Origin of the sequence: Nocardioides kongjuensis (assembly GCF_013409625.1) — a bacterium.
Taxonomy (GTDB): Bacteria; Actinomycetota; Actinomycetes; order Propionibacteriales; family Nocardioidaceae; genus Nocardioides; species Nocardioides kongjuensis.
In genome coordinates, this window is the sequence record NZ_JACCBF010000001.1 from 1,141,379 (window position 1) to 1,167,770 (window position 26,392).

Below are 26,392 nucleotides of genomic sequence, written 5' to 3' on the forward strand. Positions count from 1 at the left end.
CGCCCGGGGACAAAAGTCCTCAACCGGACTCCAGCGGGGCCGATGAACCGGCATGACCACCCCGCGTCCCCGTGACCGGCGGCGTCGCCGGAGCCTCGTGCTCGCCGCCGCGGGAGCGACGGCTGCGGTCATCCTGGTCCTCGGCATCAGCGGCACCCTGTCCAGCTGGACCAGTGCGATCATCACCAACGACGACAACACCGTCGAGGCGGCGCAGTCGCTGGTCCTGCAGGAGACCGGGCCCGGCAACGTCGTGTGCACCTCCACCGACGGAGGCGGGTCGGGCAACAGCGCCACGTGCTCGACGATCGACAAGTACGGCGGCACCGCCGTCCCGCTCGGTCCCGGTGACCACCAGACGGTGACCGTCAGCCTCGAGAACACCGGCACCGGGAGCGGCGCGCTGACGCTGGCGCCCGGCTCCTGCGTCACCTCGGCCGGCAGCCCGTCCGCGTCGGCCGACCTGTGCGACGTCGCCACGGTGACCGTCGCATGCACCACCCCGAGCACCGTCGACACGACGGCCACCCCGGTCGCGTTGTCCGCGCTCGCCCAGCTGTCGGTCGTGACGACGCTGGCCGCGGGGGAGTCCACCGACTGCACCTTCGACGTCGCGCTGCCCGCCTCCGCCTCACCGCAGGTCGGTGGCCAGGTGGCGACCCAGCCGCTGGTCTGGACGCTGAGCTGAGGAGGCTCGCATGGCATCGCACGCATCTCGCAGGCACGCCGACCGTCGACGTCTCCGTCCCGGCCCGAGGGGCCTCGTGCTCGGTGCCTGTGCGCTGGCCGCCGCGTTGCTCGGCCTGAGCGTCAGCGGCACGCTGTCCGACTGGACCAGCGCGATCATCTCCAACAGCACGAACACCGTCGCGAGCAGCACGGCGGTGATCCTGCAGGAGGTCGGTCCCGACGGGACCGTCGCGCACGCCTCGCAGACCTGCCGCTCGAGCGACGGCGCAGCGAACAGCGCGACCTGCACCACGATCAACAAGTACGGCGGCACCACCTCTCCGCTGAGCCCCGGCGGCAGCCAGGTCACCGACGTCGTGTTCACCAACCTCGGGGCGGCCAACGCGTCCAGCTTCGTGCTGACGCCCGGCACCTGCACGTCCACCCCGGCGACCGGTACGCCGACGCCCAACAACCTCTGCACCACGGACCTCACGGTCGCGGTGAGCTGCTCGAACGGGTCGACGTACGCCGGCGGCTCGGCCTGGACCGACCTCGTCTACCCGGCCGGAGCGGCCGCGAGCATGCCGACGCTGACCCACGCCGCAGGACTCGCCTCCGGCGCGTCCGCGACCTGCCGGTTCACCGTCGCGCTGCCCGCCAACGCCTCGGTGCTCGACCAGGGGCTGACAGTGAGCCACCCCTTGAGCTGGACGCTGAACAAGTGACCCGGCCGGGCCGGTGGACGCTCCTCGTCGGGGGAGTCGCGCTGCTCGGCCTGGTCGCAGGGACGTCGGGCACCCTGTCCGGCTGGACCGTCGGGTCGGTCGCCAACGACACGGACACCACCGCCGTCGGCTCCCTGTCGGTCACCCACGCCTACGGCGCGACGACCTGCACGGGTGGGCCGCGGACGGCCTCCGTGACCTGCAGCCCGACCCTCACCCCGGCAGCGGGCGCCCCGGCCAGCAGCACCGACGCGATCACCAACAGCAGCGGCCGCGCGATCACGCAGAGCCTGACCGCCGCGTCCTGCGCGCCCGTGCGCCACACCAACACCCAGCAGGCGAGCGACCCGATGCTGCCCCGCAACAGCGTCGCCTTCCGGCAGGCCGACCCGTGGGGGACGACGGCGGCTGCGACATTCAGCGGCTCCGGGTACGCGACCGACATCGTCGGCACCAACGGCTCGGGACTGCTCGGGCTGCTGTCCAACAGCTACAGCATCGGCGTCTGGTTCAAGGCCGCGGACAGCCAGGGGGGCGGCCTGTTCAGCCTCGACGCCAGCCTGTCGAACGCGACCTCCGCGACCGGCAACCCGATGGTCTGGCTCGACACCACCGGGCACGTGGGCTTCTCGGCCAACGGCACCCTCGGCCTCAACATCACCGGGTCCAGCCCGGCGTCGTACGGCTCCGGCTGGCACCTCGCCGTCCTCACCGTCGACACCACCGGCGTGATCACGCTGACCAAGACCGTGAAGCTGTACGTCGACGGGGCCCTCGTGGCATCGGGCTCCGGCCTCACCCTGCTGACCAGCACGACCGGCTACTGGCACCTGGGCTGGGCCGACTTCACCGGCCTCACCGCGCCGACCTCGACCTACTTCCACGGCTCGCTCGCCGGCGCCTTCGTCAACCAGAGCACCGCACTCAGCGCGGCGACCGTGTCGTCCCTGCACACGGCCGCATCGGCGAACGCGTACCGCACCACCGCGTCGGGGCTCAGCGGGACCGCGTCGCTGTGGATGCTGGACGACGACGGCGTCACGACGTACGCCGGCGCCCTGCCGGGCGTCATGGCGAACCCGTGCAGCCAGGTCAACGTCGGCCTCACCTTCACCAACCCGGCGGCCAGCGTCGCGTCGACCAGCCTCACCAACCTGGTCGCGCCCGGCAACAACCCCCGCACCGTCGCGGCGCCCGCGGCCGGCCAGACCCAGGGGCTGACACTCAGCACCACCCGCGGCGCGGGCTACAGCACCGACATCACCGGGCTGAGGCTCTACGTCCCGCTGACCTTCACCTACGGCACCAGCCCCGCCACCGGGTGGACGATGGCGCTGCAGTGGAGCGGGGACCCGGGGGACGTGTTCCTGGCATGAACGCCCGCCGCCTGCTCCTCGCGCTGCACTGGTCGCTGCTGGCCGTGCTGGTGGCAGGGGTGGTCGTGGCCGGGGCCTGGCGGCTGGGCGGCGGACGGTGGGAGCGGGTCGAGACCGCGTCGATGGGCACCGTCGCGCCGGTCAACACGCTGCTGTGGGTCGAGCCCGTCGACGCTGCCTCGCTGCGGGTGGGGGACTTCGTCACCTTCCACCCGCCCGGGCACGACGAGGTCAGCTACAGCCACCGGATCGCCGCGGTCCACCCGGACGGCACCTTCGAGACCCAGGGCGAGATCACCGCCCCCGACCCGTGGCGGCTCAGTGCCGACGACCTGGTCGGACGGGTCGTGATGCGCTGGTACGGCGTCGGCTGGCTGGTCGTCGCCGCTCCCGTGCTCCTCGCCGGCGGGCTGCTGGTCTGGCTCGTCGTGGCCTCGCTCCGCGACCGCTCGTGGCGCCTGCCCGTCGCCATCGTCGGCACCGCGCTCGTCCTGAGCGTCGCGATCGTCGTGCACCGGCCGCTGGTGCGGGCCCAGCAGCTCGGGTTCGGCGAGGTGCCGGGCGGTGCGCGGGCGACGTACGTCTCCACCGGGCTGGCCCCGGTCCGGCTCCAGGCCCACCGCGGCCCCCACGTCGACCTGCGCGACGGCGAGGTGGGATCCGTGCTCATCACGCACCGCGACCACGAGGGCCGCTACGGCATCTCGATGAGCCCGCGGATCCCGCCGTGGTGGTGGATCGTGCTCGTCGCGGCCTGCTTCCTGCCCTCGCTGGCGAGCCTCGCGAGGCCCGGCCCTAGGATCGGTGCCCATGCCCTCGATCGGAGTCTTCGCGCTGCAAGGTGACGTGCGCGAGCACCTCCAGACCCTCACCGCCCTCGGCGCCGACGCCTTCTCCGTGCGCCGCCCGAGCGAGCTCGAGCGCTGCGACGGCCTGGTGCTCCCGGGAGGCGAGTCGACCACCATGGCCAAGCTGGCCCGGACCTTCGAGCTGCTCGAGCCGCTGCGCGCCCGGGTGCGCGAGGGCATGCCGACCTTCGGCACCTGCGCCGGGATGATCATGCTGGCCGACCGGATCGAGGGCGGTACCGCCGACCAGGAGACCATCGGCGGGCTCGACGTCACCGTGCGCCGCAACGCGTTCGGCCGCCAGGTCGACTCCTTCGAGGCCGACCTGCCCTTCGCCGGCCTCGCCGACCCGGTCCACGCGGTGTTCATCCGCGCCCCCTGGGTCGAGCGGACCGGTCCCGACGTCGAGGTCCTCGCGCAGTCGCAGGGCCACCCGGTCGCCGTACGCCAGGGACACCTGATGGCGACCTCCTTCCACCCGGAGGTCGACGGCGACGGACGGGTGCACCGCTACTTCCTCGACATCGTCGGTTAGTTCTCCCGGCGTTCCCGGTGCCGTCGCCGGGACGACGTCGTGACAGGCCATCGTCGGCGGGTGCGCCAGCAGTGGGTCGACGGAGTGCGTGGACTCTGCGTCGTGGCCGTGGTCCTCTTCCACGCCGAGCTGGTGGCCGGCCCGCTGCTGTGGCTGTCCGCGATCAACCAGGACCTCGCCCACGTCCGGATGCCGCTGCTGATGGGCCTGTCCGGGCTGCTCCTGGCCCGCTCGCTCGCGAAGGGCCCGCGGCGTCACCTGGTCGGCAAGGCGCGCGCGGTCCTGTGGCCGTACGCCGTGTGGGCGAGCCTCGACCTCGCCCAGGTCTGCGTCCACCTGCTCGCCACCGGCGAACCGCTGCCTTCCGACCTGGCCCGGCTGGCCCTCTACAACCCGTCCGGCTACCTGTGGTTCCTGGCCTTCCTCTTCTGCTACCACGTGCTCGCCACACCGCTGCCGCCCTGGCTGCGCAGCATCGGTGGGCCTGCACTGGTGCTCCTCGGCGGCACCCTGGCGCCGGGCGACCTGCACCGGTTCGTCACCCTCGCCGGCTGGTTCCTCGTCGGCGACCTGCTCGGCCGCGTCGTGGGGCCGCGGGTGCCGGGTGTCGTGACCGACCTCGTCGGACGGATCCGGTGGGGGATCCTGGCCGCCGTCGGGCGACAGTCGGTCGTCTACTACGCCTGCCACCTGGTCGTCATGGTGCACGCCGTCCGCCTGGTCCACCAGGCCGGGGTGACCGAGCCTCGGCTGGCCGTTCCCGTGGCGGTCGTCGTACCGCTGGCGGTGGGGGCGCTGCTCGTCCGCCTGCGCCGTCACCGCTGGGCGGACGCGCTGTTCGTGTGGCCACGGGTAGACTCCACGGCCGGCACCGAGCAGAGCGGTGCGGCGGTCGCCCCAGCGGCGCCGAGTCGCACCTAGACCAAGAGGGACGGGTATGTCTGGCCACTCCAAGTGGGCGACCACGAAGCACAAGAAGGCCGCGATCGACGCCAAGCGCGGCAAGCTCTTCGCGAAGCTGATCAAGAACATCGAGATCGCCGCGAAGATGGGTGGCCCCGACCCCTCCGGCAACCCCACGCTCTTCGACGCCATCCAGAAGGCGAAGAAGCAGTCGGTGCCCAACAAGAACATCGACTCCGCGGTCAAGCGCGGCGGCGGCCTCGAGGGCGGCGGCGTCGACTACGAGACGATCATGTACGAGGTCTACGGGCCGCAGGGCGTCGCGCTCCTCGTCGAGTGCCTCACCGACAACCGCAACCGCGCCGCGATGGAGGTCCGCACCGCGGTCACCCGCAACGGCGGCACCATGGCCGACCCCGGCTCGGTCTCGCGACTGTTCACCCGCAAGGGCGTCGTCGTGGTCGCCAAGAGCCAGGAGGCCAAGGAGGTCTCCGAGGACGACCTGCTCGAGGCCACCCTCGACGCGGGCGCCGAGGAGGTCGCCGACCTCGGCGACAGCTTCGAGGTCCAGTCCGAGGCCACCGACGTGGTCGCGGTCCGCACCGCGCTGCAGGACGCCGGCATCGACTACGACTCCGCCGAGGTCCAGTTCGTCGCGACCATGGACATCCCGGTCGCGGACCCGACCGCCGCCGGCAAGGTCTTCAAGCTGGTCGACGCGGTCGACGACCTCGACGACGTGCAGAACGTCTTCACCAACGCCGACATCCCCGACGACGTCCTCGACCAGCTCGAGGACTGACCCGGCGTGTCCCGCCTCCGTGGCGGGACCCGGTCGTCTACCTTGGTTCCGAACACATGTTCGGACGGAAGGTGACGACGTGCGCGTGCTCGGGATCGACCCGGGGCTGACCCGCTGCGGCCTCGGCGTGGTCGAGGGCTCGATCGGGCGCCCGCTGGCGCTGGTCGACGTCAGCGTGGTGCGTACGTCGGCCCAGCTGGCCGTGCCCGAACGACTGGTGACCATCGAGCGGGGCATCGACGCCCGCCTCGACGAGTACCAGCCCGACGCGGTCGCGATCGAGCGGATCTTCGCCCGCTCCGACGTCAGCACGATCATGGGCACCGCCCAGGCCGCCGGCATCGCGATGGTGTGCGCGGCCCGGCGCGGGCTGCCCGTCGCGCTGCACACGCCCAGCGAGGTGAAGGCCGCGGTGTCCGGCAACGGCCGTGCCGACAAGGCCCAGGTGGGCGCGATGGTCGCCCGGATCCTGCGGCTCGACGCGGCCCCGAAGCCGGCCGACGCCGCCGACGCGCTCGCCCTCGCGATCACCCACATCTGGCGCGGCGGGTCGCAGGCCCGCATCGACGCGGCCTTGGCTGCCGCAGGAAGGAAGGCTCGATGATCGCCTTCGTCCGCGGCCAGGTGGCCGCCCTCACCCTCACCAGCGCCGTCGTCGAGGTCGGGGGAGTCGGCCTCGAACTGATGTGCACCCCGGGCACGCTCGCCCAGCTGCGCACCGGCTCCACGGCGACGCTGCCCACCAGCATGATCGTGCGCGAGGACTCACTGACCCTCTACGGCTTCGCCGACGAGGAGGAGAAGACGATCTTCGAGCTCGTCCAGACCGCCTCGGGCGTGGGACCGAAGCTGGCCCAGGCCATCGTCGCGGTGCTCTCGCCCGACGGCGTGCGCAACGCGATCGCCTCCGACGACGTCCGGACCCTGACCAAGGTGCCCGGCATCGGGCAGAAGGGCGCCCAGCGGATCATCCTCGAGCTCAAGGACCGCATCGGCGTCGCGCCCGGCACCACCACCGGGAGCACGCTCGCCGACGCGGCCTGGCGCGACCAGGTGCACCAGGGCCTGGTCGGCCTGGGCTACAACGCCAAGGACGCCGACAAGGCCGTCGACGCGGTCGCCGGCGAGGCCGGCGCTGCTCCCGACGTACGAGCGCTGCTGCGGGCCGCCCTCCGTTCCCTCTCCAAGGCCTGAGAGGCTGAGGGATGCCCTTCCACGAGGACGAACTCGAGGCGGCGGAGGACGTCCACCTCCGCTCGCTCACCGCTGCCGAGGCCGAGGGCGACGAGCGCGCGGTCGAGGCCGCCCTGCGCCCGCGCAGCCTGGACGAGGTGGTCGGCCAGGCGCGGGTGCGCGACCAGCTCGGCCTGGTCCTCGAGGCGGCCCGGCAGCGCGGGCGGGCGCCCGACCACGTGCTGCTCTCCGGGCCGCCCGGACTCGGCAAGACCACGCTGGCGATGATCATCTCCCACGAGATGAACGCGCCCCTGCGGATCACCAGCGGCCCCGCGATCACCCACGCCGGCGACCTCGCCGCGATCCTCTCGGGCCTCAACGAGGGCGAGGTGCTCTTCGTCGACGAGATCCACCGGATGTCGCGCCCGGCCGAGGAGATGCTCTACCTCGCCATGGAGGACTTCCGGGTCGACGTCGTGATCGGCAAGGGACCCGGCGCGACGGCGATCCCGCTCGAGCTGCCGCCGTTCACCCTGGTCGGCGCCACCACCCGGGCCGGCCTGCTGCCCGGCCCGCTGCGCGACCGGTTCGGCTTCACCGCCCACCTGGAGTTCTACGAGCCCGACGAGCTCGACCGGATCGTGCGCCGCTCGGCCGACCTGCTCGGCGTCGACCTCGCGTCCGAGGGCTCCGCCGAGATCGCCGGCCGCTCCCGCGGCACGCCGCGCATCGCCAACCGGCTGCTGCGCCGGGTCCGCGACTACGCCCAGGTGCGTGCCGACGGGGTCGTCACCCGACCGGTCGCCCAGGCTGCCCTCGACCTCTACGAGGTCGACGAGCTGGGACTGGACCGTCTCGACCGGGCCGTGCTCGAGGCGCTGTGCCGGCGCTTCGGCGGGGGACCGGTCGGCGTGTCCACCCTGGCCGTCGCGGTCGGCGAGGAGCGCGAGACGGTCGAGGAGGTCGCCGAGCCCTTCCTGGTCCGCAACGGCTTCCTCGCCCGCACCCCGCGCGGGCGGATCGCGACCCCCTCCGCCTGGCTCCACCTCGGGCTGACCCCGCCCGCGCTGCCCTACGACGAGGCAGGGCCGACCCTCTTCGAGGACTGAGCCGCGCGGATTCCGTTGTCGATCCGTGCGGTGCAAGGGTCCGTGGCTACACTGACCGGCGGTCCCGGGGACGGCTTCGTCCTGCGGTGTCCGTCCGTGCCCTTTGGAGAGGTTTGTCTGTGAAAGACGCTGCGTCCCTGCTGCCGATCGTGGCGATCGCGGCCATCTTCTGGCTGCTGATCATCCGCCCCGCCTCGCGCCAGCGCAAGGAGGCCGCCTCCCTGCAGGCGGCCCTCACCGTCGGTGACGACGTGATGCTGACGTCCGGCATCTTCGGCACCGTCACGGCGGAGGCGGACGACCACCTCGAGCTCGAGATCGCCCCCGGAGTCGTGATCCGGGTGGTGCGCGGTGCGGTCGCCTCCGTGCGCCGCGACGCCGAGTCGGCACCGGACGCCTCCGAGACCGACTCCCACGACCTGACCGACCGTCCCGACGACGAAGAGGAGCGCTGAGCATGGCGTCCCGCCGTCCGCGCCCTGGGCGCCACCTGATCGTCTTCTTCCTGGGCCTGGCCGTGCTCTACGGCCTCACTGCGCTCTCGCAGGCGGGGGTCAAGGACCCCGACACGCCGTGGCGGCCCGCGCTGGGCCTCGACCTGCAGGGCGGTACCCGGATCACGCTGACCGCCGAGAAGGCTCCGACCAAGGAGAACCTCGACGAGGCGCGCCGGATCATCGACCAGCGCGTCAACGGCTCCGGTGTCGCCGAGGCCGCGGTCACCACCCAGGGCGGCCGCAACATCGTGGTCGAGGTGCCCGGCAAGACCAAGAACCGCAACCAGCTCGAGGAGACGGTCAAGCGCCAGGCGCAGCTCCGCTTCCGACTGGTCGCCTGCTCCGACCAGCGCCCCGCCTCCTGCGACACCTCCGGTGCCAGCACGAGCGGCATGGGCCTGGGCCGCGCACCGCTCTCGCTCGCCGAGGACGACCCGACCGACACGCCGTCGGACGCCGCCACCGACACCGCCACCGGCACCGACACCGCGTCGGGCACGCCCGCCACGGACGCCCCGGCGACCGACGCGCCGAGCGGTACGCCGACCGACGGCGCCACCGGTGCCCCGACCGCCGACGACCCGGGCGGCGACGGCAAGGCGTGGACCGTGAAGGACGACATCGCCTGGTCCCGCAGCCCCGACCAGGCCGCGATCGCCCTGTTCAACAGCTACACCTGTGACGCCAAGGGCGTCGTGGTCGACGCCGACGGCAAGCCCGCCGACCAGGCTGACGACCCGGACAAGCCGCTCGTGGCCTGCTCGGAGCCCGAGAAGGACGCCAAGGGCGAGCTGAAGACCCCGCCGATCAAGTTCCTGCTCAGCCGGTCCGTGGTCGAGGGCACCGAGCTCGACAACGCCAGCGCGCAGACCCCGCAGAACGGTGTCGGCTGGGTCGTCGCCATCGAGATGGGCAACAGCAAGGACCGCGCGCACCCCAAGGGCTCCGCCGGTGCCTCCTCGGACTTCGAGGCCGTCTCGCGTGCCTTCGCCGGGACCGACGAGCAGTTCGCCGTCGTCCTCGACGGCACGGTGCTCACCTACCCGGTGATGAACAGCGTGATCACCGACGGTCGCTCGCAGATCGAGGGTGACTTCACCGAGCAGGAGGCGCTCGACCTCGCCAACAGCCTCAAGTTCGGTGCGCTGCCGATCAAGTTCAACGACAAGCAGACCTCCGTCGAGGAGATCGGCCCGTCGCTGGCCGGCAACCAGCTCTCCGCCGGCCTGACCGCGGGCGCGATCGGCCTCATCCTGGTGATGCTCTACTGCCTCTTCTACTACCGCGGCCTCGGCCTGGTGGTCGTGAGCTCGCTGTTCGTGGCGGCGTCGATCACCTACGCGCTGGTGCTGCTGCTGAGCAAGACGGCCGGCTTCACGCTGACCCTGCCCGGCATCGCCGGTCTCGTCATCGCCGTCGGCATCACCGCCGACTCGTTCGTCATCTTCTTCGAGCGCATCCGTGACGAGATGCGTGAGGGCAAGTCGATGCGGGTCGCGGTCGAGACCGGGTGGGCCCGCGCCCGGGTCACCCGGGTCGCGGCCAACACGGTCCAGATCCTCTCGGCGCTGGTGCTCTACATCTTCGCCACCGGTGCGGTGAAGGGCTTCGGCTTCGCGCTCGGCCTCACCACGCTCATCGACCTCGCGGTGCTGTTCTGGTTCACCAAGCCGATGGTGTCCTGGCTCGCGCAGTTCAAGGCGTTCAACTCCGGGCACAAGCTGTCCGGCCTCAGCAAGGAGACGCTGGGCATGGACATCACGCCCTCGCGCCCCCGTCGTACCGCCGTCACTGGAGGTGACGCCTGATGGGCAAGATGTCCCAGCTCGGAAACGAGCTGTACCAGGGCCGCAAGTCGATCAACTTCGTCGGCAGGCCGTGGCTGTTCTACGCCATCTCCGGTGCGCTGGTCGCGCTCGCCGTCCTGGTGCTCTTCGTCAAGCCGCTCAACATGGGCGTCGAGTTCACCGGCGGCACGACGGTCTCCGTCCCGGTCGGCGCGGGCAAGGCCACCCAGTCGGCGGCCGACGACCTGCGCTCGCAGGTCGCGGACTCCGGGATCCAGAACGCCGAGAACCCGACGGTCACGACCGAGGGCGACTCGGCGCTGGTGATCCAGGTCGAGAACCTCAGCGAGAAGCAGCGCAGCGAGATCGCGGCACTGGTCCACAAGGAGTTCCCGAGCGTCGCCGAGAACGACCTGTCCGTCCAGGACATCGGCCCGAGCTGGGGGCAGGAGGTCGCCAAGCGGGCCGCCATCGGCGTCGGCATCTTCCTGCTGCTCGTCGTGCTCTTCATCTGGGGCTACTTCCGCGAGTGGCGGATGTCGGTCGCGGCGCTCATCGCGCTGATCCACGACGTCATGCTGACCGTCGGCGTCTACGCGCTCTCGGGCTTCCAGGTGACGCCCGCGGCGGTCACCGGTGTGCTCGCGATCCTCGGCTTCTCCCTCTACGACACCGTCGTCGTGTTCGACAAGATCAAGGAGAACACCACCGTCCTCCGCAAGAACACGCAGTCGTACGCCGACGCGGCCAACCTCGCGGTCAACCAGACCCTGGTGCGCTCGATCAACACCTCGATCGTCGCGCTCATCCCGATCGGCGCGATCCTCTACGTCTCCGCGGTCCAGCTCGGTGCGAGCTCGCTGCAGGACCTCGCGCTCGCGCAGTTCGTCGGCATGGGCGTCGGTGTCTACTCGTCGGTCATGCTCGCCCCGCGCGTCCTGGTCCACCTGAAGATGCAGGAGACCGAGATGCAGGTCCAGGCGCGCCGCGCCAAGGCCAAGCAGCGAGCGCTCGCCGACCGGTACGCCTCGGTCCCCGTCGCCACCGACGACGCGCCGGTCGCCGGCCGCCGCATCGACGACCCGGACGCGATCCCGGACGAGCTGCTCGACGAGGAGCTCGAGATCGAGGTCGACGACACGCCGGTCGCCCGCCGCGCAGGCGCCAGCACGGACGCCGTCGGCAAGGGCCGCGTGGTCCCGACCAGCACCCGTCCGGTCAACGAGAGCGGGAGCTCCGGTCGCAAGCAGCCGGTGCGCCAGGCGCGGTCCAAGCGCGGCAAGAAGTAGCGCGGTGACCGTTCGCGACGACGTCCGCGAACGCGCGGTCGAGGCCCTCACCCGGCTGGTCCGCGACATCGAGGACTTCCCCGAGCCCGGCATCGTCTTCAAGGACATCACGCCGCTGCTGGCCGACCCCGCCGGTTTCGGTGCGGTCGTCGAGGCGATGGCCGCGGCCGGCCGCGACGAGAACGGCGCCGTCGTCGTCGACAAGGTCGTCGGCATGGAGGCCCGCGGGTTCATCCTCGCGGCCCCCGTGGCGCTCGCCCTCGGCGTCGGCTTCGCGCCGGTCCGCAAGGCCGGCAAGCTGCCGCACGACACGCACCAGGTCGACTACGCCCTCGAGTACGGCGAGGCGGTGCTCGAGCTCCACCGGGACGCCGTCGCGCCGGGGGAGCGGGTGCTGCTCGTCGACGACGTGCTCGCCACCGGCGGCACCGCGGGAGCCACCTGCGACCTGGTCCGTCGTTGCGGCGCGGATCCGGTCGGGTTCGCCGTCCTGATGGAGCTGGGGTTCCTCGACGGTCGGGCCGCGCTCGGTGAGGTTCCCGTGCATGCGCTGCAGCGGATCTGAGGCCAGCACTAGACTGGCGCCATGACCGAGGAGCGCACGACGCCACGGGTGCCGACGGCGCCGACCCCGGTCCCCAGCGAGACCGGCGGCGGACGCGGTGTCCGCGCCCGGCTGGCCCGGATGGGCAGCCGCAGCCAGGTCGGGAACCCGGTCCTCGAACCGCTGTTCCGCGCGGTCCGGGCCAACCACCCCAAGGCCGACCTCCAGCTGCTCGAGCGCGCCTACCTGACCGCCGAGCGGCTGCACGCCGACCAGAAGCGCAAGAGCGGCGACCCCTACATCACCCACCCGCTCGCGGTGACGACCATCCTCGCCGGCATCGGCATGACCGAGCCGACCCTGGTGGCCGCGCTGCTGCACGACACGGTCGAGGACACGCCGTACACCCTCGAGGAGTGCCGCCGCGACTTCGGTGACGAGGTCGCCCTGCTCGTCGACGGCGTCACCAAGCTCGACAAGGTCGTCTACGGCGAGTCCGCCAACGCCGAGACGATCCGCAAGATGATCGTCGCGATGTCGCGCGACATCCGGGTGCTGGTCATCAAGCTCGCCGACCGGCTCCACAACATGCGGACCCTGCGCTTCGTCAAGCAGTCCACGCAGGAGCGCAAGGCCCGCGAGACGCTCGACATCTATGCGCCGCTGGCCCACCGGCTCGGCATGAACACCATCAAGTGGGAGCTCGAGGACCTCGCCTTCGCGACCCTCCACCCGAAGATCTACGACGAGATCGTGCGGCTGGTCGCCGAGCGCGCGCCCTCGCGCGACTCGTTCCTCGCCGAGGTCATCTCCCAGGTCGAGAAGGACCTGCGCGAGGCCAAGATCAAGGCGACCGTCACCGGCCGGCCGAAGCACTACTACTCGATCTACCAGAAGATGATCGTCGGCGGCCGCGACTTCTCCGACATCTACGACCTCGTCGGCATCCGCATCCTCGTCGAGGAGGACCGCGACTGCTACGGCGTCCTCGGTGTCCTCCACTCGCGGTGGAACCCGGTCCTGGGCCGGTTCAAGGACTACGTCGCGATGCCGAAGTTCAACATGTACCAGTCGCTGCACACGACGGTCATCGGTCCGCAGGGCAAGCCCGTCGAGATGCAGATCCGCACCTTCGCCATGCACCGACGGGCCGAGTACGGCGTCGCGGCGCACTGGAAGTACAAGGAGGACGGCCGGGCCGGCAACGACACCGACAAGCCCGGCGACCTCGACGACATGAGCTGGGTGCGTCAGCTCCTCGACTGGCAGAGCGAGGTCGAGGACCCGGGCGAGTTCCTCGAGTCCCTGCGCTTCGAGATCAACCAGGCCGAGACCTACGTCTTCACGCCGCGCGGCGACGTGATCGCGCTGCCGTCGGGCTCGACACCCGTGGACTTCGCGTACGCCGTGCACACCGAGGTCGGCAACCGCACCATCGGCGCCCGGGTCAACGGCCGCCTGGTGCCGCTCGAGTCGACCCTCGAGAACGGCGACGTGGTCGAGGTGTTCACCTCCAAGGCCGAGGGTGCGGGCCCGTCCCGCGACTGGCTGAACTTCGTCAAGTCGCAGCGCGCGCGCTCCAAGATCCGCCAGTGGTTCACCAAGGAGCGGCGCGAGGAGGCGATCGAGCGCGGGAAAGACGAGATCGCCAAGCTGATGCGCAAGGAGGGCCTGCCCCTCAAGCGGCTGCTGTCCCACGACTCGCTCACCCTGGTCGCCTCGGCGTTCCGGCTCACGGACGTCAGCGCGCTCTACGCCGCCGTCGGCGAGGGCAACCTCGGCGCGCAGACCGTCGTACGCAAGGTCATCGAGCTCCACGGCGGCGACGAGGGGGCCCAGGAGGACCTCGCCGAGGCCGTCACCATCACCGGTCGCCGCGGCCGCCCCCGCCGTCCGACGAGCGGCGACGCCGGCGTCATCGTGACCGGATCACCCGACGTCTGGGTCAAGCTCGCCAAGTGCTGCACCCCGGTCCCGCCCGACGCGATCCTCGGGTTCGTCACCAAGGGCGGGGGAGTCTCGGTGCACCGCAAGGACTGCACCAACGCCGCCAGCCTGCTCGCCCAGCCCGAGAAGCTGGTCGACGTCGAGTGGGCCCCCACCGGCCAGTCGACCTTCCTGGTCAACATCCAGGTCGAGGCCCTGGACCGCTCCCGGCTGCTCTCCGACATCACGATGGTGCTCTCGGACGCCCACGTGAACATCCTCTCGGCGAACCTGACCACCTCGCGCGACCGCACCGCCAAGTCCCGCTTCACCTTCGAGATGGCCGACGCCAAGCACCTCGACACGGTCCTCAACGCCGTCCGCTCCGTCCCCGGCGTGTTCGACGCCTACCGCGTCACCCAGTAGCGCGATTGCTGCATGGATCCCCGGATGTCCGGGGACCCATGCAGCCAGCGGGCTCAGCTGAAGTCGGCGGACGCCTTCTTGGCCATCTCGAGGAACGACCGGCGCCCCTCGAGGTTCTCCTCCAGCTCCCGGACCTTCTTCTCGTCACCACGGGCGCGGGCGGCGTCGAGCTTGGCCTCGGCCTCGGCGATGGCGGCCTCGAGCTTGGAGACCATGTCGTCGGCGCGGGCCGACTTCTCGGGGTCCGTACGACGCCACTGGTCGTCCTCGGCACGGCGGATGACCTGCTCGACGGCGCGCATGCGGCCCTCGAGGTCCTTGATCCGGTCGCGCGGGACCTTGCCCGCCTCGTCCCACTTCTCGGCGACGGCGCGGAACGCGGTCTTGGCGGCGGCCAGGTCCCCGGAGGCCTCGAGCTGAGCAGCGATCGCCTCGGCCTCCACCAGCAGCTCCTCCTTGACCACGGCGTTCGCGGCGAACTCCGTGTCGAGGGCGGCGTTGGCCGCGTCGCGGGCGCCGAAGAAGGTGTCCTGTGCGCCGCGGAAGCGGCGCCAGAGCTCGTCGTCGACGGCCTTGGGAGCGGGGCCGGCTGCCTTCCAGTCGCGCATCAGGTCGCGGTAGCGGCCCGACGTCGGTCCCCAGTCGGTCGACGACGCGAGAGCCTCGGCCTCGGCGACCAGGCGCTCCTTGACGACCCGGGCGCCCTCGCGCTTCTCGTCCTGCTCGGCGAAGTGCGACTTGCGTGCCTTCGTGTACGCCGAGCGCGCGGAGGAGAAGCGGCGCCACAACTCGTCGTCGGCGGCCTTGTCGATGCGGGGGAGCTTCTTCCACTCCTCGAGCAGCTCGCGCAGCCGGTTCGCGCCGTTGCGCCAGTCCCGTCCGGAGGCGATCTTCTCGGCCTCGCCGGCGAGTCGCTCCTTCTCGGCTCGCGCGTCGGCGACGCGCTGCGCCTTGGCGGCGCGCCGGGCGTCGCGCTGGGTGGCGATGACCGGGCCGAGCTCGTCGAGCTTGCGCACCAGGGCGGCGATGTCTCCGACGGCGTGGACGTCGACGAGCTGCTCGCGCACGAGCTTGACCGATGAGGTCGCCTCCTCGGGCGACAGCACGCCGGTCAGCACCCGTTGGTGGAGCAGGTCCACCTCGAGCGCGAGGTTCTCGTACCGCTTGGTGTAGAAGGCCAGGGCCTCCTCGGGTGTCGCGTCAGGCATCTGCCCGACCGCTCGCTCGCCATCGGTCGTCTTCACGTAGACGGTGCCGTCGTCGTCGACGCGGCCCCAGTCGGAGGTAGTCACAGTGGCCCATGCTAATCAAAGCCGGAGCGCTCGATAGGCTGGGCCGGTGCTGATCGCCGCTTTCCCCGCCGGACCGTGGGGCACCAACTGCTACGTCGCGGCCACCGCACCCGGCGCCGAGTGCGTCGTGATCGACCCCGGGAAGGACGCCGCGGCCGGCGTCGCCGAGGTCGTCCGGGAGCACCGGTTGAAGCCCGTGGCCGTCTTGCTGACCCACGGACACATCGACCACATGTGGTCGGTGACCCCCGTCGCCGGGACCTACGACGCCACCGCGTGGATCCATCCGGGCGACCGGCACCTGCTCACCGACCCGATGGCCGGCATCTCGCGCGAGTCGGCCGCCATGCTGCTCGGCGGCGACTACGAGTTCACCGAGCCCGACGACGTGGCCGAGCTGGCCGACGGCGCCAGCCTCGAGCTCGCTGGTCTGCACTTCCTCGTGGACCACACGCCCGGCCACACCGAGGGCTCGGTCACCTTCCGCACTCCCTGGGAGCAGGGCCCCGACATCTCCGAGGTCATGTTCTCCGGCGACCTTCTCTTCCAGGGCTCGATCGGTCGCACCGACCTGCCCGGCGGCGACCATGCCGCGATGCTGCGCTCGCTGGCCACCAAGGTGCTGCCGCTGGCCGACGACGTCGTCGTCCTGCCCGGTCACGGCGAGCAGACCTCCATCGGCCGCGAGCGCGCCACCAACCCGTTCCTGCTCGACCTCCTCGACTCCGGCCCCGGCAACGTGGCCGGTCGAGTCACCCGAGGACTGTGATCCCCTGATGGCCAAGCCGACTCCGCTCAGCGGATTCCCCGAGCTCCTCCCTGCCCAGCGTTACGTCGAGCAGCAGGTCGTCGCGACCCTCGCGCGCACCTTCGAGCTGCACGGGTTCGCCAACATCGAGACCCGCGCCGTCGAGCCGCTCGACCAGCTGCTGCGCAAGGGCGACACCTCCAAGGAGGTCTACGTCCTGCGCCGCCTGCAGGAGGACGACAGCTCGAAGGACAAGGGGATCGGGCTCCACTTCGACCTCACCGTCCCGTTCGCGCGCTTCGTGCTCGAGAACGCCGGCAAGCTCGAGTTCCCGTTCCGCCGCTACCAGATCCAGAAGGTGTGGCGTGGCGAGCGGCCCCAGGAGGGCCGCTTCCGCGAGTTCACCCAGGCCGACATCGACATCGTCGGACGCGACACGCTGCCGTTCCACCACGACGTCGAGGTCGCCCGGGTGATGCTCGAGGCGCTCGGCCGGCTGGACTTCCTGCCCGGCTTCCGGCTCCAGGTCAACAACCGCAAGCTGATCCAGGGCTTCTACGCCGGCCTGGGCCTCGACCCCGACGGCATCGACGAGGTGATGCGCCTGGTCGACAAGCTCGACAAGCTGCCGGTCGAGAAGGTCCGCGACATGCTGCTCGCCGAGGCCGGGGTCAGCGAGGACCAGGCCGACAAGGCGCTGGCGCTCGCCACCATCAAGGCGACCGACGACTCGTTCGTCCAGCGGGTCCGCGACCTCGGCGTCAGCCACGAACTCCTCGACGAGGGCCTCGACGAGCTGGCGACCCTGGTCCGCTCCTGCGCGCCGCTGGCGACCGAGCGCACCCGGATCGAGGCCGACCTCTCCATCGCGCGCGGCCTGGACTACTACACCGGCACGGTCTTCGAGACCCGCCTCGACGGCTACGAGTCGCTCGGCTCGATCTGCTCCGGCGGTCGCTACGACGCGCTCGCCTCCGACGGCCGTACGACCTACCCCGGCGTCGGCATCTCCCTCGGCCTCAGCCGCCTGCTCGTCACCCTCATCCAGCGTGGCGTGCTCACCGCTGACCGTTCGGTGCCCAGCGTGGTGCTGGTCGCGGTCACCGACGAGGAGTCGCGCGCCGACGCCGACGCGATCGCCACCGCCCTGCGGGCCCGCGCGATCCCGTGCGAGGTCGCGCCCACCGCGGCGAAGTTCGGCAAGCAGATCCGCCACGCCGAGCGGCGTGGCATCCCGTACGTCTGGTTCCGCCAGGACGACGGGACGAGCGAGGTCAAGGACATCCGCTCCGGAAACCAGGTCGCCGCCGATCCGGCGACGTGGGAGCCTCCGAACGAGGACCTGCGCCCGCAGGTCGTCACCACCATTGATGAAGGGGAATCCAAGTGATCCGCACCCATGTCGCCGGCGACCTGACCGTGCCTGCGAACGTCGGCGAGACCGTCACCCTCACGGGGTGGGTGGCCAACCGGCGCGATCACGGCGGGGTGGCCTTCATCGACCTGCGCGACGCCTCGGGCGTGGTCCAGGTCGTCATCCGTGACCCCGAGGTGGCGCACCCGCTGCGCAGCGAGTTCTGCCTCAAGGTCACCGGCGAGGTGGTCGAGCGCACCGAGGGCAACATCAACCCCAACCTGCCGACGGGCCACTACGAGGTCGTCGCCAGCGACGTCGAGGTGCTCAGCGCCGCAGCGCCGCTGCCGTTCCCGATCAGCGACCACGTCGAGGTGGGGGAGGAGGTGCGCCTCAAGCACCGCTACCTGGACCTGCGCCGCAGCGCGCCGGGCAACGCGATCCGGTTGCGCAGCAACGTCAACAAGGCCGCCCGCGACGTGCTGGCCAGCCACGACTTCGTCGAGATCGAGACGCCGACGCTGACCCGCAGCACTCCCGAGGGCGCCCGTGACTTCCTGGTGCCCGCGCGCCTCCAGCCGGGCAGCTGGTACGCCCTGCCGCAGAGCCCCCAGCTGTTCAAGCAGCTGCTCATGGTCGCCGGCATGGAGCGCTACTACCAGATCGCGCGCTGCTACCGCGACGAGGACTTCCGCGCCGACCGCCAGCCCGAGTTCACCCAGCTCGACATCGAGATGAGCTTCGTGACGCAGGACGACGTGATCGCCCTGGGCGAGCAGATCGTGGCCGCGCTGTGGAAGCTGATCGGGTACGACGTCCCGCTTCCCCTGCCGCGCATGACGTACGCCGACGCGATGGCCCGCTACGGCTCCGACAAGCCCGACCTGCGGATGGGTCTCGAGCTCGTCGAGTGCACCGACTACTTCAAGGACACCCCGTTCCGGGTCTTCCAGGCGCCGTACGTCGGCGCCGTGGTGATGCCGGGCGGCGCGAGCCAGCCGCGCAAGCAGCTCGACGCGTGGCAGGAGTGGGCCAAGCAGCGCGGTGCGAAGGGCCTGGCGTACGTCCTGGTCCAGGAGGACGGCGAGCTCGGCGGTCCCGTGGCCAAGAACATCACCGACGAGGAGAAGGCCGGCCTGGCCGCTCACGTCGGTGCCCGGCCCGGTGACTGCATCTTCTTCGCCGCCGGTCCCGTGAAGTCCAGCCGCGCGCTCCTCGGCGCTGCCCGCCTCGAGATCGGCCGTCGCGGCGGTCTCCTGGACGAGAACGCCTGGAGCTTCCTGTGGGTCGTCGACGCGCCGCTCTTCGAGCCCGCTGACGAGGCCACGGCGGCCGGCGACGTCGCGGTCGGTGGGGGAGCCTGGACCGCGGTCCACCACGCCTTCACCAGCCCGCAGGACCTCGACTCCTTCGACACCGACCCCGGCAACGCCCTGGCGTGGGCCTACGACATCGTCTGCAACGGCAACGAGATCGGCGGCGGCTCGATCCGTATCCACCGCGAGGACATCCAGAAGCGGGTCTTCGAGGTGATGGGGATCGGCGAGGCCGAGGCGGAGGAGAAGTTCGGCTTCCTGCTCGAGGCGTTCAAGTTCGGCGCGCCCCCGCACGGCGGCATCGCCTTCGGCTGGGACCGCGTGGTGGCGCTGCTGGCCGGCACGGACTCCATCCGTGACGTCATCGCCTTCCCGAAGACCGGCGGCGGCTACGACCCGCTGACCGCCGCCCCGGCACCGATCACGCCGGAGCAGCGGAAGGAAGCCGGTGTGGACGCCCGTCCGGCGGAGGAAAACAAGGCCTGAGGCCCGTCCGCAGGACGGTTTGCCGGGCGTCGAGACCAAACCGTTACCGCGTCGCTATCGCCTTGACGCACCTGGTGCGCCTAGTGTCACGGACGGCGCGTGGCCACTGTGGCCCGCGTCGCATCCGTGACACACGGCGAGGTGAAGATGACGATCCCGGGCTCCGAACTGGAGATCCACGAGACCGAGACCCCGATCGAGGACGACTCCGTCGTCTCGGTGGCCGGCCGGTCCCCGACCCAGTTGGCCATCGCCCGCTTCAGGGCCGACAAGCTGTCGATGATCTCGTTCGTGCTGACGGTCTTCATCATCGTCTGCGCGATCGCGGCGCCCATCCTGGTCGCCCTCGGCGTCCTGGCCCCCAACGAGCAGCACCAGGACCTCCTCTCGGCCGACGGCGTCGTGCCCGAGGGAGCGTTCGGTGGCATCTCGTGGAGCCACCCCTTCGGCGTCGACCCCGGTCTCGGACGTGACCTGCTCGCCCGGCTGATGCTGGCGATCACGTCGTCGCTGACCATCGCACTGACCGGAACGGTCCTGACCGTGATCATCGGTGCCGTCCTGGGCATCGTCGCCGGCTTCTCCGGCGGCTTCGTCGACGCGGTCGTCGGCCGGATCATCGACCTGACCCTGTCGTTCCCGCAGACCCTGATGCTGCTGGCCCTGTCGGGACCGGTCGTGGTCATGATGCGCAAGGACATCGCGGAGTTCCCCGGCCTCGGCTTCTTCCACAACGCCGACCTCGCCAACGGCGCCTTCGTGATCGTCATCCTGGCCGCCTTCGGCTGGCCGCCGGTGGCGCGCGTCGTGCGCGGCCAGGTGCTCTCCATCCGCGAGCGGGAGTTCATCGAGGCGGCCCGCCTGCTGGGCGCGTCGCGGAGCCGGCTGTACTTCAAGGAGGTGCTGCCCAACGTCTGGGCGCCCGTCCTGGTCTACGTCACGCTGCTCGTGCCGGCCTACATCTCGGCCGAGGCCGCGTTCAACTTCCTCGGCGTCGGCATCAAGCCGCCGACCCCCACCCTCGGCAACATCTTGTCCGACTCGGTCAGCTACACCAGCGCCGACCCGACGTACTTCTTCCTTCCCGGCGCCCTGCTCGCCCTGATCGTCGTGGTGTTCAACCTCGTCGGCGACGGCGCCCGCGACGCGCTCGACCCCAAGTCGCACCGATAACAGACCTCAGTGCTCCGCCGACATCACACGGGACCCGGAGCACTGCGGCGCCGGCCGGGCCGGCGTCACTCACCGAAAAGGAGATAGTTGGATGGCCTTCAAGAAGCCATTGGCTGCCGTGGCCGCCACGGCGCTCGCGGCGACACTCGCCGCGTGCGGTGGTGGCAGTGACGACGGCAACAACAACAGCGGGAGCAGCGGAGGCAAGGCGGAGAAGGGTGGCAACGCCATCTTCCTCGTCGGTGTCCGCAACGTCGAGCACTGGGACCCCCAGCGCATGTACATCGGCCGCGACCTCAACAACTCGGGCCGGCTGTTCTACCGCAGCCTGGTGGCGCTGCCCGCCTCCAACGACCCGAAGGAAGGCACCACGCCGGTCGCCGACCTCGCCACCGACACCGGTACCACCACGGACGGCGGCAAGTCCTGGAGCTTCACCGTCAAGGACGGCGTGAAGTGGGAGGACGGCAAGGACATCACGTGCGAGGACTTCAAGTACGGCGCGTCGCGCAACTTCGCGACCGACGTGATCATCGGTGGTCCCGCCAACTACCTGTTCACCTACCTGGACATCCCCACCGGTGACGACGGCCTGCCGCAGTACAAGGGCCCGTACACCAAGAAGGGCCAGGACCTGTACGACAAGGCCGTGACCTGCGACGGCAAGACGATCACGTACCGCTTCAAGAAGGCGTGGCCGGACTTCCCGAACTCGATCGCCCAGCTGCGGTACATGGACCCGTACCGCGAGGACCTCGACAAGGGTGACGCGAACAACTTCGCGATCATCTCCAACGGTCCCTACAAGCTGGACGGCACCTGGAAGGAGGGCACCGGCGGCAAGTTCGTCCGCAACGAGAACTGGGACGCGTCGACGGACCCGATCCGCAAGGCCTACCCGGACACCTGGGACTTCCGCGAGGGTGACACCGACGAGGCGATCTACGAGCAGCTGCTCGCCGACTCCGGTGACGCGCAGTACGCCGTGACCGAGCGTCGTCTCCCGCCGGCCCTGTTCAGCCGCAAGGACGAGGCCGGGGACCGCTACACCCAGGTCGAGTCGCCGTACGTCGACTACGTGCTGCCGAACTTCAACTCGCCGGTCTTCAAGGACGCGAACTGCCGCGAGGCGCTCAAGCTCGCGACCGACCGCGCCGCCTGGATCAAGGCCGGCGGTGGCCCGGAGTACTTCAAGGCCGCCGACTCGGTCATCAACCCGAGCGTGCCCGGCTACAAGTCCAACCCGGCCTTCGAGGCCATGGGCGAGTCCGGTGACACCACCGCTGCCAAGGCCGCGCTCGACAAGTGCGCGGCGCCGAAGCCGGTGAAGATCAAGTTCACCTACTCGGGCGGCACCCCCACCTCCGACAAGCAGGCCTCCGCGCTGAAGGCCGGCTGGGACAAGGCCGGTTTCCAGACCGAGCTCGACCCGCTGGAGGACACCTACTACTCCGTGATCCAGAAGCCGGACGCCGACTTCGACGTCACCTGGGGTGGTTGGGGTGCTGACTGGTCCTCCGCGGGCACCGTCATCCCGCCGCTCTTCGACAGCCGCATCAACCTGACCGGCGACTCGAACGGCAATGACTACGGCAACTACAAGGGTGGCCCCGAGGTCAACCAGATGATCGACGACGCCTACGCCGAGCCGGACCTGGAGGCTGCTGCCGACAAGTGGTCCGCTGTCGACGCCAAGCTGGGTGAGGACGTCGCCTACATCCCGCTGGAGATCACGATCTTCAACTTCGTCCACGGTGGCAAGATCACCGGCTACGCCAACAACGTCTCGGTGAACGGCTACGCCGACCTCGCCGTGATCGGCGTGGAGAAGTGACTCTCCGCTAACCACACATGACAGTCGGGGGCCGCCCCCAAGGCGGCCCCCGACTGCCCGTGCCCACCGGCCGTCCTTCCTCCCACACTGAGGTCCCCTGTGCTCGCGTACGTCATCCGCCGGCTCTTCGCCGGCGTGATCATGCTCATCGTGATGAGCATCGTCACCTTCGCTCTGTTCTTCGCCTCACCGATCGACCAGGCGTCCTTCATCTGCGGCAAGAACTGTTCCGCTGCCCAGAAGAAGCAGACCGCTGCGGCCATGGGCTACGACGACTCGTTCGCCAACCAGTGGGTGGACTTCGCCGCCGGCGTCTTCAAGGGCCGCGACTACCCCGACGACCCCAAGCTCCGCGAGACCGCGCCCGAGACCATCGTGCACTGTGACGCCCCCTGCCTGGGCTACTCCCGCGAGCGGGGCGACACCGTCACCAACCTGATCAAGGACACCTTCCCGGTCTCGTTCTCCCTCGCGGTGGCCGCGTTCATCCTGTGGATGGTCGGGGGAGTCCTGCTCGGGGTCACGGCTGCCCTGAAGAAGGGCACCGTCATCGACCGTGGCCTGGTCGGGCTGTCGCTGGTCGCGTACGCCTTCCCGACCTTCTTCGTCGGCCTCGTGCTCTACAAGTTCGTCGCGATCAAGTGGGGGCTCACCGAGATCCCGCGCTACACATCGATCGCCGAGGGTGGCGTCGGCGGCTGGCTCTCCAGCCTGACGCTGCCTGCGATCACCCTCGCCCTGTTCTTCATGGCGGCCTACGTCCGCATGACCCGGTCGTACGTGATCGAGTCGTTCCAGGAGGACTACGTGCGCACCGCCCGCTCCAAGGGACTGCCCGAGCGCACGGTCACCTACAAGCATGCGCTGCGCGCTGCGCTCACCCCGATCGTCACCATGGCGGGCCTCGACTTCGCCGGCCTGATGGGTGGCGCGATCATCACCGAGTCGGTCTTCAACTACCCGGGCATGGGCAAGCTGGCGGTTCGCGCCAGCCAGGACTTCGACCTCCCGACCACCGTCGGCCTGGTCGTCCTGCTGGCGGCCTTCGTCATCCTGGCCAACATCATCGTGGACCTGTTGTACGCCGTCATCGACCCGCGCGTGCGGCTGGGCTGAGAGGAAATCCCGGAATGTCCACCACGTCCCCGTCCCCGCTCCCCACGACGGAGGCGGCCTCGGAGCCGCTGCTCTCCGTCCGTGAGCTCCAGGTCCACTTCCCGACCCAGGACGGCCTGGTCAAGGCCGTCAACGGCCTGACCTTCGACCTCGAGCGCGGCAAGACGCTCGGCATCGTCGGCGAGTCGGGATCCGGCAAGTCCGTGTCCAGCATGGCGATCATGGGGCTGCACCGTGGCACCAACGCCAAGCTCAGCGGCGAGATCGTCCTGGACGGCGTCAACCTCCTCGACATCAGCGCCGAGGAGATGCGCAAGAAGCGCGGCCGCGAGGTCTCGATGATCTTCCAGGACCCGTTGTCCGCGATGCACCCCTACTACACCGTCGGCAACCAGATCGCCGAGGCGTACAAGGTGCACCACAACGTGTCGAAGAAGGTCGCCAAGCAGCGCGCCGTCGAGATGCTCGACCGGGTCGGGATCCCCAACCCCGACAAGCGCGTCAACGACTACCCGCACCAGTTCTCCGGTGGCATGCGCCAGCGCGCGATGATCGCGATGGGTCTGATCAACGACCCCAACCTCCTCATCGCCGACGAGCCGACCACCGCGCTCGACGTGACCGTCCAGGCCCAGATCCTCGACCTGCTGCAGGACCTGCAGCGGGAGTTCAACTCGGCGATCATCATCATCACCCACGACCTCGGCGTCGTGGCGGAGATGGCCGACGACGTCCTGGTCATGTACGCCGGTCGCGCGGTCGAGTACGGCCCGTGCAAGGAGATCCTCACCCACCCGGAGATGCCCTACACGTGGGGCCTGCTCTCCAGCGTCCCCGACCTGACCGGTGACACCGAGGCGCGGTTGATCCCGATCCCCGGCAACCCGCCCAGCCTGCTGAACCCGCCCTCCGGCTGCGCCTTCCACCCGCGGTGCCCGCACCGCGACAAGGTGCCCGGCGACCTGTGCCGGACCGAGCTGCCGATGCTGGTCCCCGGCCAGCGCGGCGAGGCCCACACCAAGCGCTGCCACCTGCCCAACCCCGACGCGATCTATGCGGCCGAGGTGCTTCCGGTCATCGCGCCGGACCTGGCCGAGGAGCTGTGATGACGAACGACACGATCAACCCGGGCTCGGACCCCGAGGGCATGCCCGTGCTGAAGGCGACGGGCCACGGGGCCGCGGTCGCGCCGAGCGGTGCGAAGCCGATCCTCGAGGTCGACCAGCTCCGGATGTACTTCCCGGTCAAGTCGCCGGGCCTGATCCGCCGTACCGTCGGCCAGGTCCAAGCGGTCGACGGCGTCTCCTTCCAGGTCGCTGAGCGCACCTCGCTCGGCCTGGTCGGCGAGTCCGGCTGCGGCAAGTCGACGACCGGTCGCCTGATCACGCGTCTGTACAAGCCGACCGCGGGGGCGATCCGGTTCGAGGGCCAGGACATCGCCCAGGCCGGGCCGTCCGAGCTCAAGCCGCTGCGCCGGGAGATCCAGATGATCTTCCAGGACCCGTACACCTCGCTGAACCCGCGCCAGACGGTCGGCTCGATCGTCGGCGCACCCCTGGCGATCCACAAGGTGCTGCCGAAGGACAAGATCCTGCCGCGGGTCCAGGAGCTGCTCGAGATCGTCGGTCTCAACCCGGAGCACTACAACCGCTACCCGCACGAGTTCTCCGGCGGCCAGCGCCAGCGCATCGGCATCGCGCGTGCGCTGACCCTGCAGCCCAAGCTGCTCGTGGCTGACGAGCCGGTCTCCGCGCTGGACGTGTCGATCCAGGCGCAGGTCATCAACCTGCTCCAGGACATCCAGAACGAGTTCGGGGTCGCGTTCCTCTTCATCGCCCACGACCTCGCGATCGTGCGGCACTTCTGCCCCGAGATCGCGGTCATGTACCTCGGCAAGATCGTCGAGATCGGCGACCGGGACTCGATCTACAACAACGCGCACCACCCCTACACCCAGGCGCTGCTGTCGGCCGTCCCCGACGTCAAGCAGGCCGCCACCGGTGCACGCATCGAGCGGATCCGGCTGCAGGGCGACGTGCCCAGCCCGATCGACCCGCCGTCCGGCTGCCGGTTCCGCACCCGCTGCCCGATCGCCCAGGAGATCTGCGCCCGGCACGAGCCGCCGCTGCTCCAGATCGGTCGCCAGCACAAGGTGGCCTGCCACTTCCCGGGCCGCCTGGGCCAGGCGCCCCACGAGCCGCTGACCGCCGGCCTGCTCGGCGTCGACGCCGAGGGTCGTCCCGACCCGGGCGCCAGCCCGAGCACGGACCTGATCGAGCAGCCCGGGTACGCCGACACCTGGTTCGACCTCGACAACAAGTCGATCGGGCGAGCCTGAGTCCCAGCCCCAGCCCCCGCATCGACGCCGGGGTGTCGTCCCGCCTGACTAGGCTTCGTCATCGTGGATGACGAGCCGCAGCTGTTCGACACCCCGGGCTCGTCCGCAGGCCTCGGGGCG

The 26,392-nt window shown here is 70.5% G+C and carries 24 protein-coding genes; 23 read left to right on the forward strand and 1 reads right to left on the reverse strand.

Features of this window, described 5'->3' with window-relative positions; genetic code table 11:
• Nucleotides 1–52: 52 nt before the first annotated feature.
• The 15 genes from BJ958_RS05375 (at nucleotide 53) to BJ958_RS05445 (ending at nucleotide 14,615) form a co-directional block, all read left to right on the forward strand.
• A complete protein-coding gene (locus tag BJ958_RS05375; protein ID WP_179725891.1) occupies nucleotides 53–688 on the forward strand; it encodes a hypothetical protein in 636 nt (211 codons plus the stop codon).
• A 10-nt stretch (nucleotides 689–698) separates the two neighbouring features.
• Nucleotides 699–1,397 carry a hypothetical protein gene (locus BJ958_RS05380; RefSeq protein WP_179725892.1) on the forward strand — a complete coding sequence of 233 codons (699 nt, stop codon included), beginning with the start codon at nucleotides 699–701 and terminating at the stop codon, nucleotides 1,395–1,397.
• Entirely contained in the window at nucleotides 1,394–2,773 is a 1,380-nt protein-coding gene (locus tag BJ958_RS05385) for a LamG-like jellyroll fold domain-containing protein (RefSeq protein WP_179725893.1), read from the forward strand. The genes BJ958_RS05380 and BJ958_RS05385 overlap by 4 nt, the downstream gene beginning before the upstream one ends.
• Nucleotides 2,770–3,618 carry a S24/S26 family peptidase gene (locus BJ958_RS05390; protein ID WP_179725894.1) on the forward strand — a complete coding sequence of 283 codons (849 nt, stop codon included), beginning with the start codon at nucleotides 2,770–2,772 and terminating at the stop codon, nucleotides 3,616–3,618. The genes BJ958_RS05385 and BJ958_RS05390 overlap by 4 nt, the downstream gene beginning before the upstream one ends.
• The gene (gene pdxT, locus BJ958_RS05395; RefSeq protein ID WP_179725895.1) at nucleotides 3,584–4,156 is read left to right on the forward strand and encodes a pyridoxal 5'-phosphate synthase glutaminase subunit PdxT; all 573 of its coding nucleotides are present in this window, start codon (nucleotides 3,584–3,586) and stop codon (nucleotides 4,154–4,156) included. The genes BJ958_RS05390 and pdxT overlap by 35 nt, the downstream gene beginning before the upstream one ends.
• Before the next feature lie 60 nt (nucleotides 4,157–4,216).
• A complete protein-coding gene (locus BJ958_RS05400) occupies nucleotides 4,217–5,077 on the forward strand; it encodes an acyltransferase family protein (RefSeq protein ID WP_179725896.1) in 861 nt (286 codons plus the stop codon).
• Nucleotides 5,078–5,093: 16 nt separating this feature from the next.
• Nucleotides 5,094–5,861 carry a YebC/PmpR family DNA-binding transcriptional regulator gene (locus BJ958_RS05405; protein WP_179725897.1) on the forward strand — a complete coding sequence of 256 codons (768 nt, stop codon included), beginning with the start codon at nucleotides 5,094–5,096 and terminating at the stop codon, nucleotides 5,859–5,861.
• Nucleotides 5,862–5,940: 79 nt separating this feature from the next.
• Nucleotides 5,941–6,465, forward strand: a complete 525-nt coding sequence (gene ruvC / locus BJ958_RS05410; protein WP_179725898.1) for a crossover junction endodeoxyribonuclease RuvC — start codon at nucleotides 5,941–5,943, stop codon at nucleotides 6,463–6,465.
• The gene (gene ruvA / locus BJ958_RS05415; protein ID WP_179725899.1) at nucleotides 6,462–7,055 is read left to right on the forward strand and encodes a Holliday junction branch migration protein RuvA; all 594 of its coding nucleotides are present in this window, start codon (nucleotides 6,462–6,464) and stop codon (nucleotides 7,053–7,055) included. Before ruvC ends, ruvA begins: the two co-directional genes overlap by 4 nt.
• An 11-nt stretch (nucleotides 7,056–7,066) precedes the next feature.
• Nucleotides 7,067–8,146 carry a Holliday junction branch migration DNA helicase RuvB gene (gene ruvB, locus BJ958_RS05420; RefSeq protein WP_179725900.1) on the forward strand — a complete coding sequence of 360 codons (1,080 nt, stop codon included), beginning with the start codon at nucleotides 7,067–7,069 and terminating at the stop codon, nucleotides 8,144–8,146.
• A 119-nt stretch (nucleotides 8,147–8,265) separates the two neighbouring features.
• Nucleotides 8,266–8,601 (forward strand): preprotein translocase subunit YajC, encoded by a 336-nt coding sequence (gene yajC, locus BJ958_RS05425; RefSeq protein WP_273517124.1) that lies wholly within the window; start codon nucleotides 8,266–8,268, stop codon nucleotides 8,599–8,601.
• 2 nt (nucleotides 8,602–8,603) lie between these two features.
• Complete coding sequence (gene secD / locus BJ958_RS05430) at nucleotides 8,604–10,451, forward strand: protein translocase subunit SecD (protein ID WP_179725902.1); 1,848 nt, start codon at nucleotides 8,604–8,606, stop codon at nucleotides 10,449–10,451.
• Nucleotides 10,451–11,719, forward strand: coding sequence for a protein translocase subunit SecF (secF, locus tag BJ958_RS05435; protein ID WP_179725903.1), 1,269 nt, complete (start codon nucleotides 10,451–10,453; stop codon nucleotides 11,717–11,719). Before secD ends, secF begins: the two co-directional genes overlap by 1 nt.
• Before the next feature lie 4 nt (nucleotides 11,720–11,723).
• Nucleotides 11,724–12,284: an adenine phosphoribosyltransferase gene (locus tag BJ958_RS05440; RefSeq protein ID WP_179725904.1), complete on the forward strand. Its 561-nt coding sequence runs from the start codon at nucleotides 11,724–11,726 to the stop codon at nucleotides 12,282–12,284.
• A 21-nt stretch (nucleotides 12,285–12,305) separates the two neighbouring features.
• A complete protein-coding gene (locus BJ958_RS05445) occupies nucleotides 12,306–14,615 on the forward strand; it encodes a RelA/SpoT family protein (RefSeq protein WP_179725905.1) in 2,310 nt (769 codons plus the stop codon).
• A gap of 53 nt (nucleotides 14,616–14,668) precedes the next feature.
• Here the strand turns inward: BJ958_RS05445 and BJ958_RS05450 are convergent, their stop codons facing one another.
• On the reverse strand, nucleotides 14,669–15,907 hold the full coding sequence (locus BJ958_RS05450; RefSeq protein WP_343052578.1) for a DUF349 domain-containing protein: 1,239 nt from the start codon (nucleotides 15,905–15,907) through the stop codon (nucleotides 14,669–14,671).
• A gap of 46 nt (nucleotides 15,908–15,953) precedes the next feature.
• On the opposite strand from BJ958_RS05450, the gene BJ958_RS05455 reads away from it, so the two are divergent.
• The 8 genes from BJ958_RS05455 (at nucleotide 15,954) to BJ958_RS05490 (ending at nucleotide 26,272) form a co-directional block, all read left to right on the forward strand.
• Nucleotides 15,954–16,676: an MBL fold metallo-hydrolase gene (locus tag BJ958_RS05455; RefSeq protein WP_179725906.1), complete on the forward strand. Its 723-nt coding sequence runs from the start codon at nucleotides 15,954–15,956 to the stop codon at nucleotides 16,674–16,676.
• A 7-nt stretch (nucleotides 16,677–16,683) separates the two neighbouring features.
• Nucleotides 16,684–18,045, forward strand: a complete 1,362-nt coding sequence (hisS, locus tag BJ958_RS05460) for a histidine--tRNA ligase (protein ID WP_179725907.1) — start codon at nucleotides 16,684–16,686, stop codon at nucleotides 18,043–18,045.
• The gene (aspS, locus tag BJ958_RS05465; protein WP_179725908.1) at nucleotides 18,042–19,811 is read left to right on the forward strand and encodes an aspartate--tRNA ligase; all 1,770 of its coding nucleotides are present in this window, start codon (nucleotides 18,042–18,044) and stop codon (nucleotides 19,809–19,811) included. Before hisS ends, aspS begins: the two co-directional genes overlap by 4 nt.
• Nucleotides 19,812–19,958: 147 nt before the next feature.
• On the forward strand, nucleotides 19,959–20,984 hold the full coding sequence (locus tag BJ958_RS05470) for an ABC transporter permease (protein WP_179729995.1): 1,026 nt from the start codon (nucleotides 19,959–19,961) through the stop codon (nucleotides 20,982–20,984).
• A 91-nt stretch (nucleotides 20,985–21,075) separates the two neighbouring features.
• Nucleotides 21,076–22,818, forward strand: coding sequence for an ABC transporter substrate-binding protein (locus tag BJ958_RS05475; protein WP_179725909.1), 1,743 nt, complete (start codon nucleotides 21,076–21,078; stop codon nucleotides 22,816–22,818).
• A 99-nt stretch (nucleotides 22,819–22,917) separates the two neighbouring features.
• Nucleotides 22,918–23,934, forward strand: coding sequence for an ABC transporter permease subunit (locus tag BJ958_RS05480; protein ID WP_179725910.1), 1,017 nt, complete (start codon nucleotides 22,918–22,920; stop codon nucleotides 23,932–23,934).
• A gap of 14 nt (nucleotides 23,935–23,948) precedes the next feature.
• Entirely contained in the window at nucleotides 23,949–25,040 is a 1,092-nt protein-coding gene (locus tag BJ958_RS05485; RefSeq protein ID WP_179725911.1) for an ABC transporter ATP-binding protein, read from the forward strand.
• A gap of 41 nt (nucleotides 25,041–25,081) precedes the next feature.
• Complete coding sequence (locus tag BJ958_RS05490; RefSeq protein WP_179729996.1) at nucleotides 25,082–26,272, forward strand: ABC transporter ATP-binding protein; 1,191 nt, start codon at nucleotides 25,082–25,084, stop codon at nucleotides 26,270–26,272.
• Nucleotides 26,273–26,392: the final 120 nt, after the last annotated feature.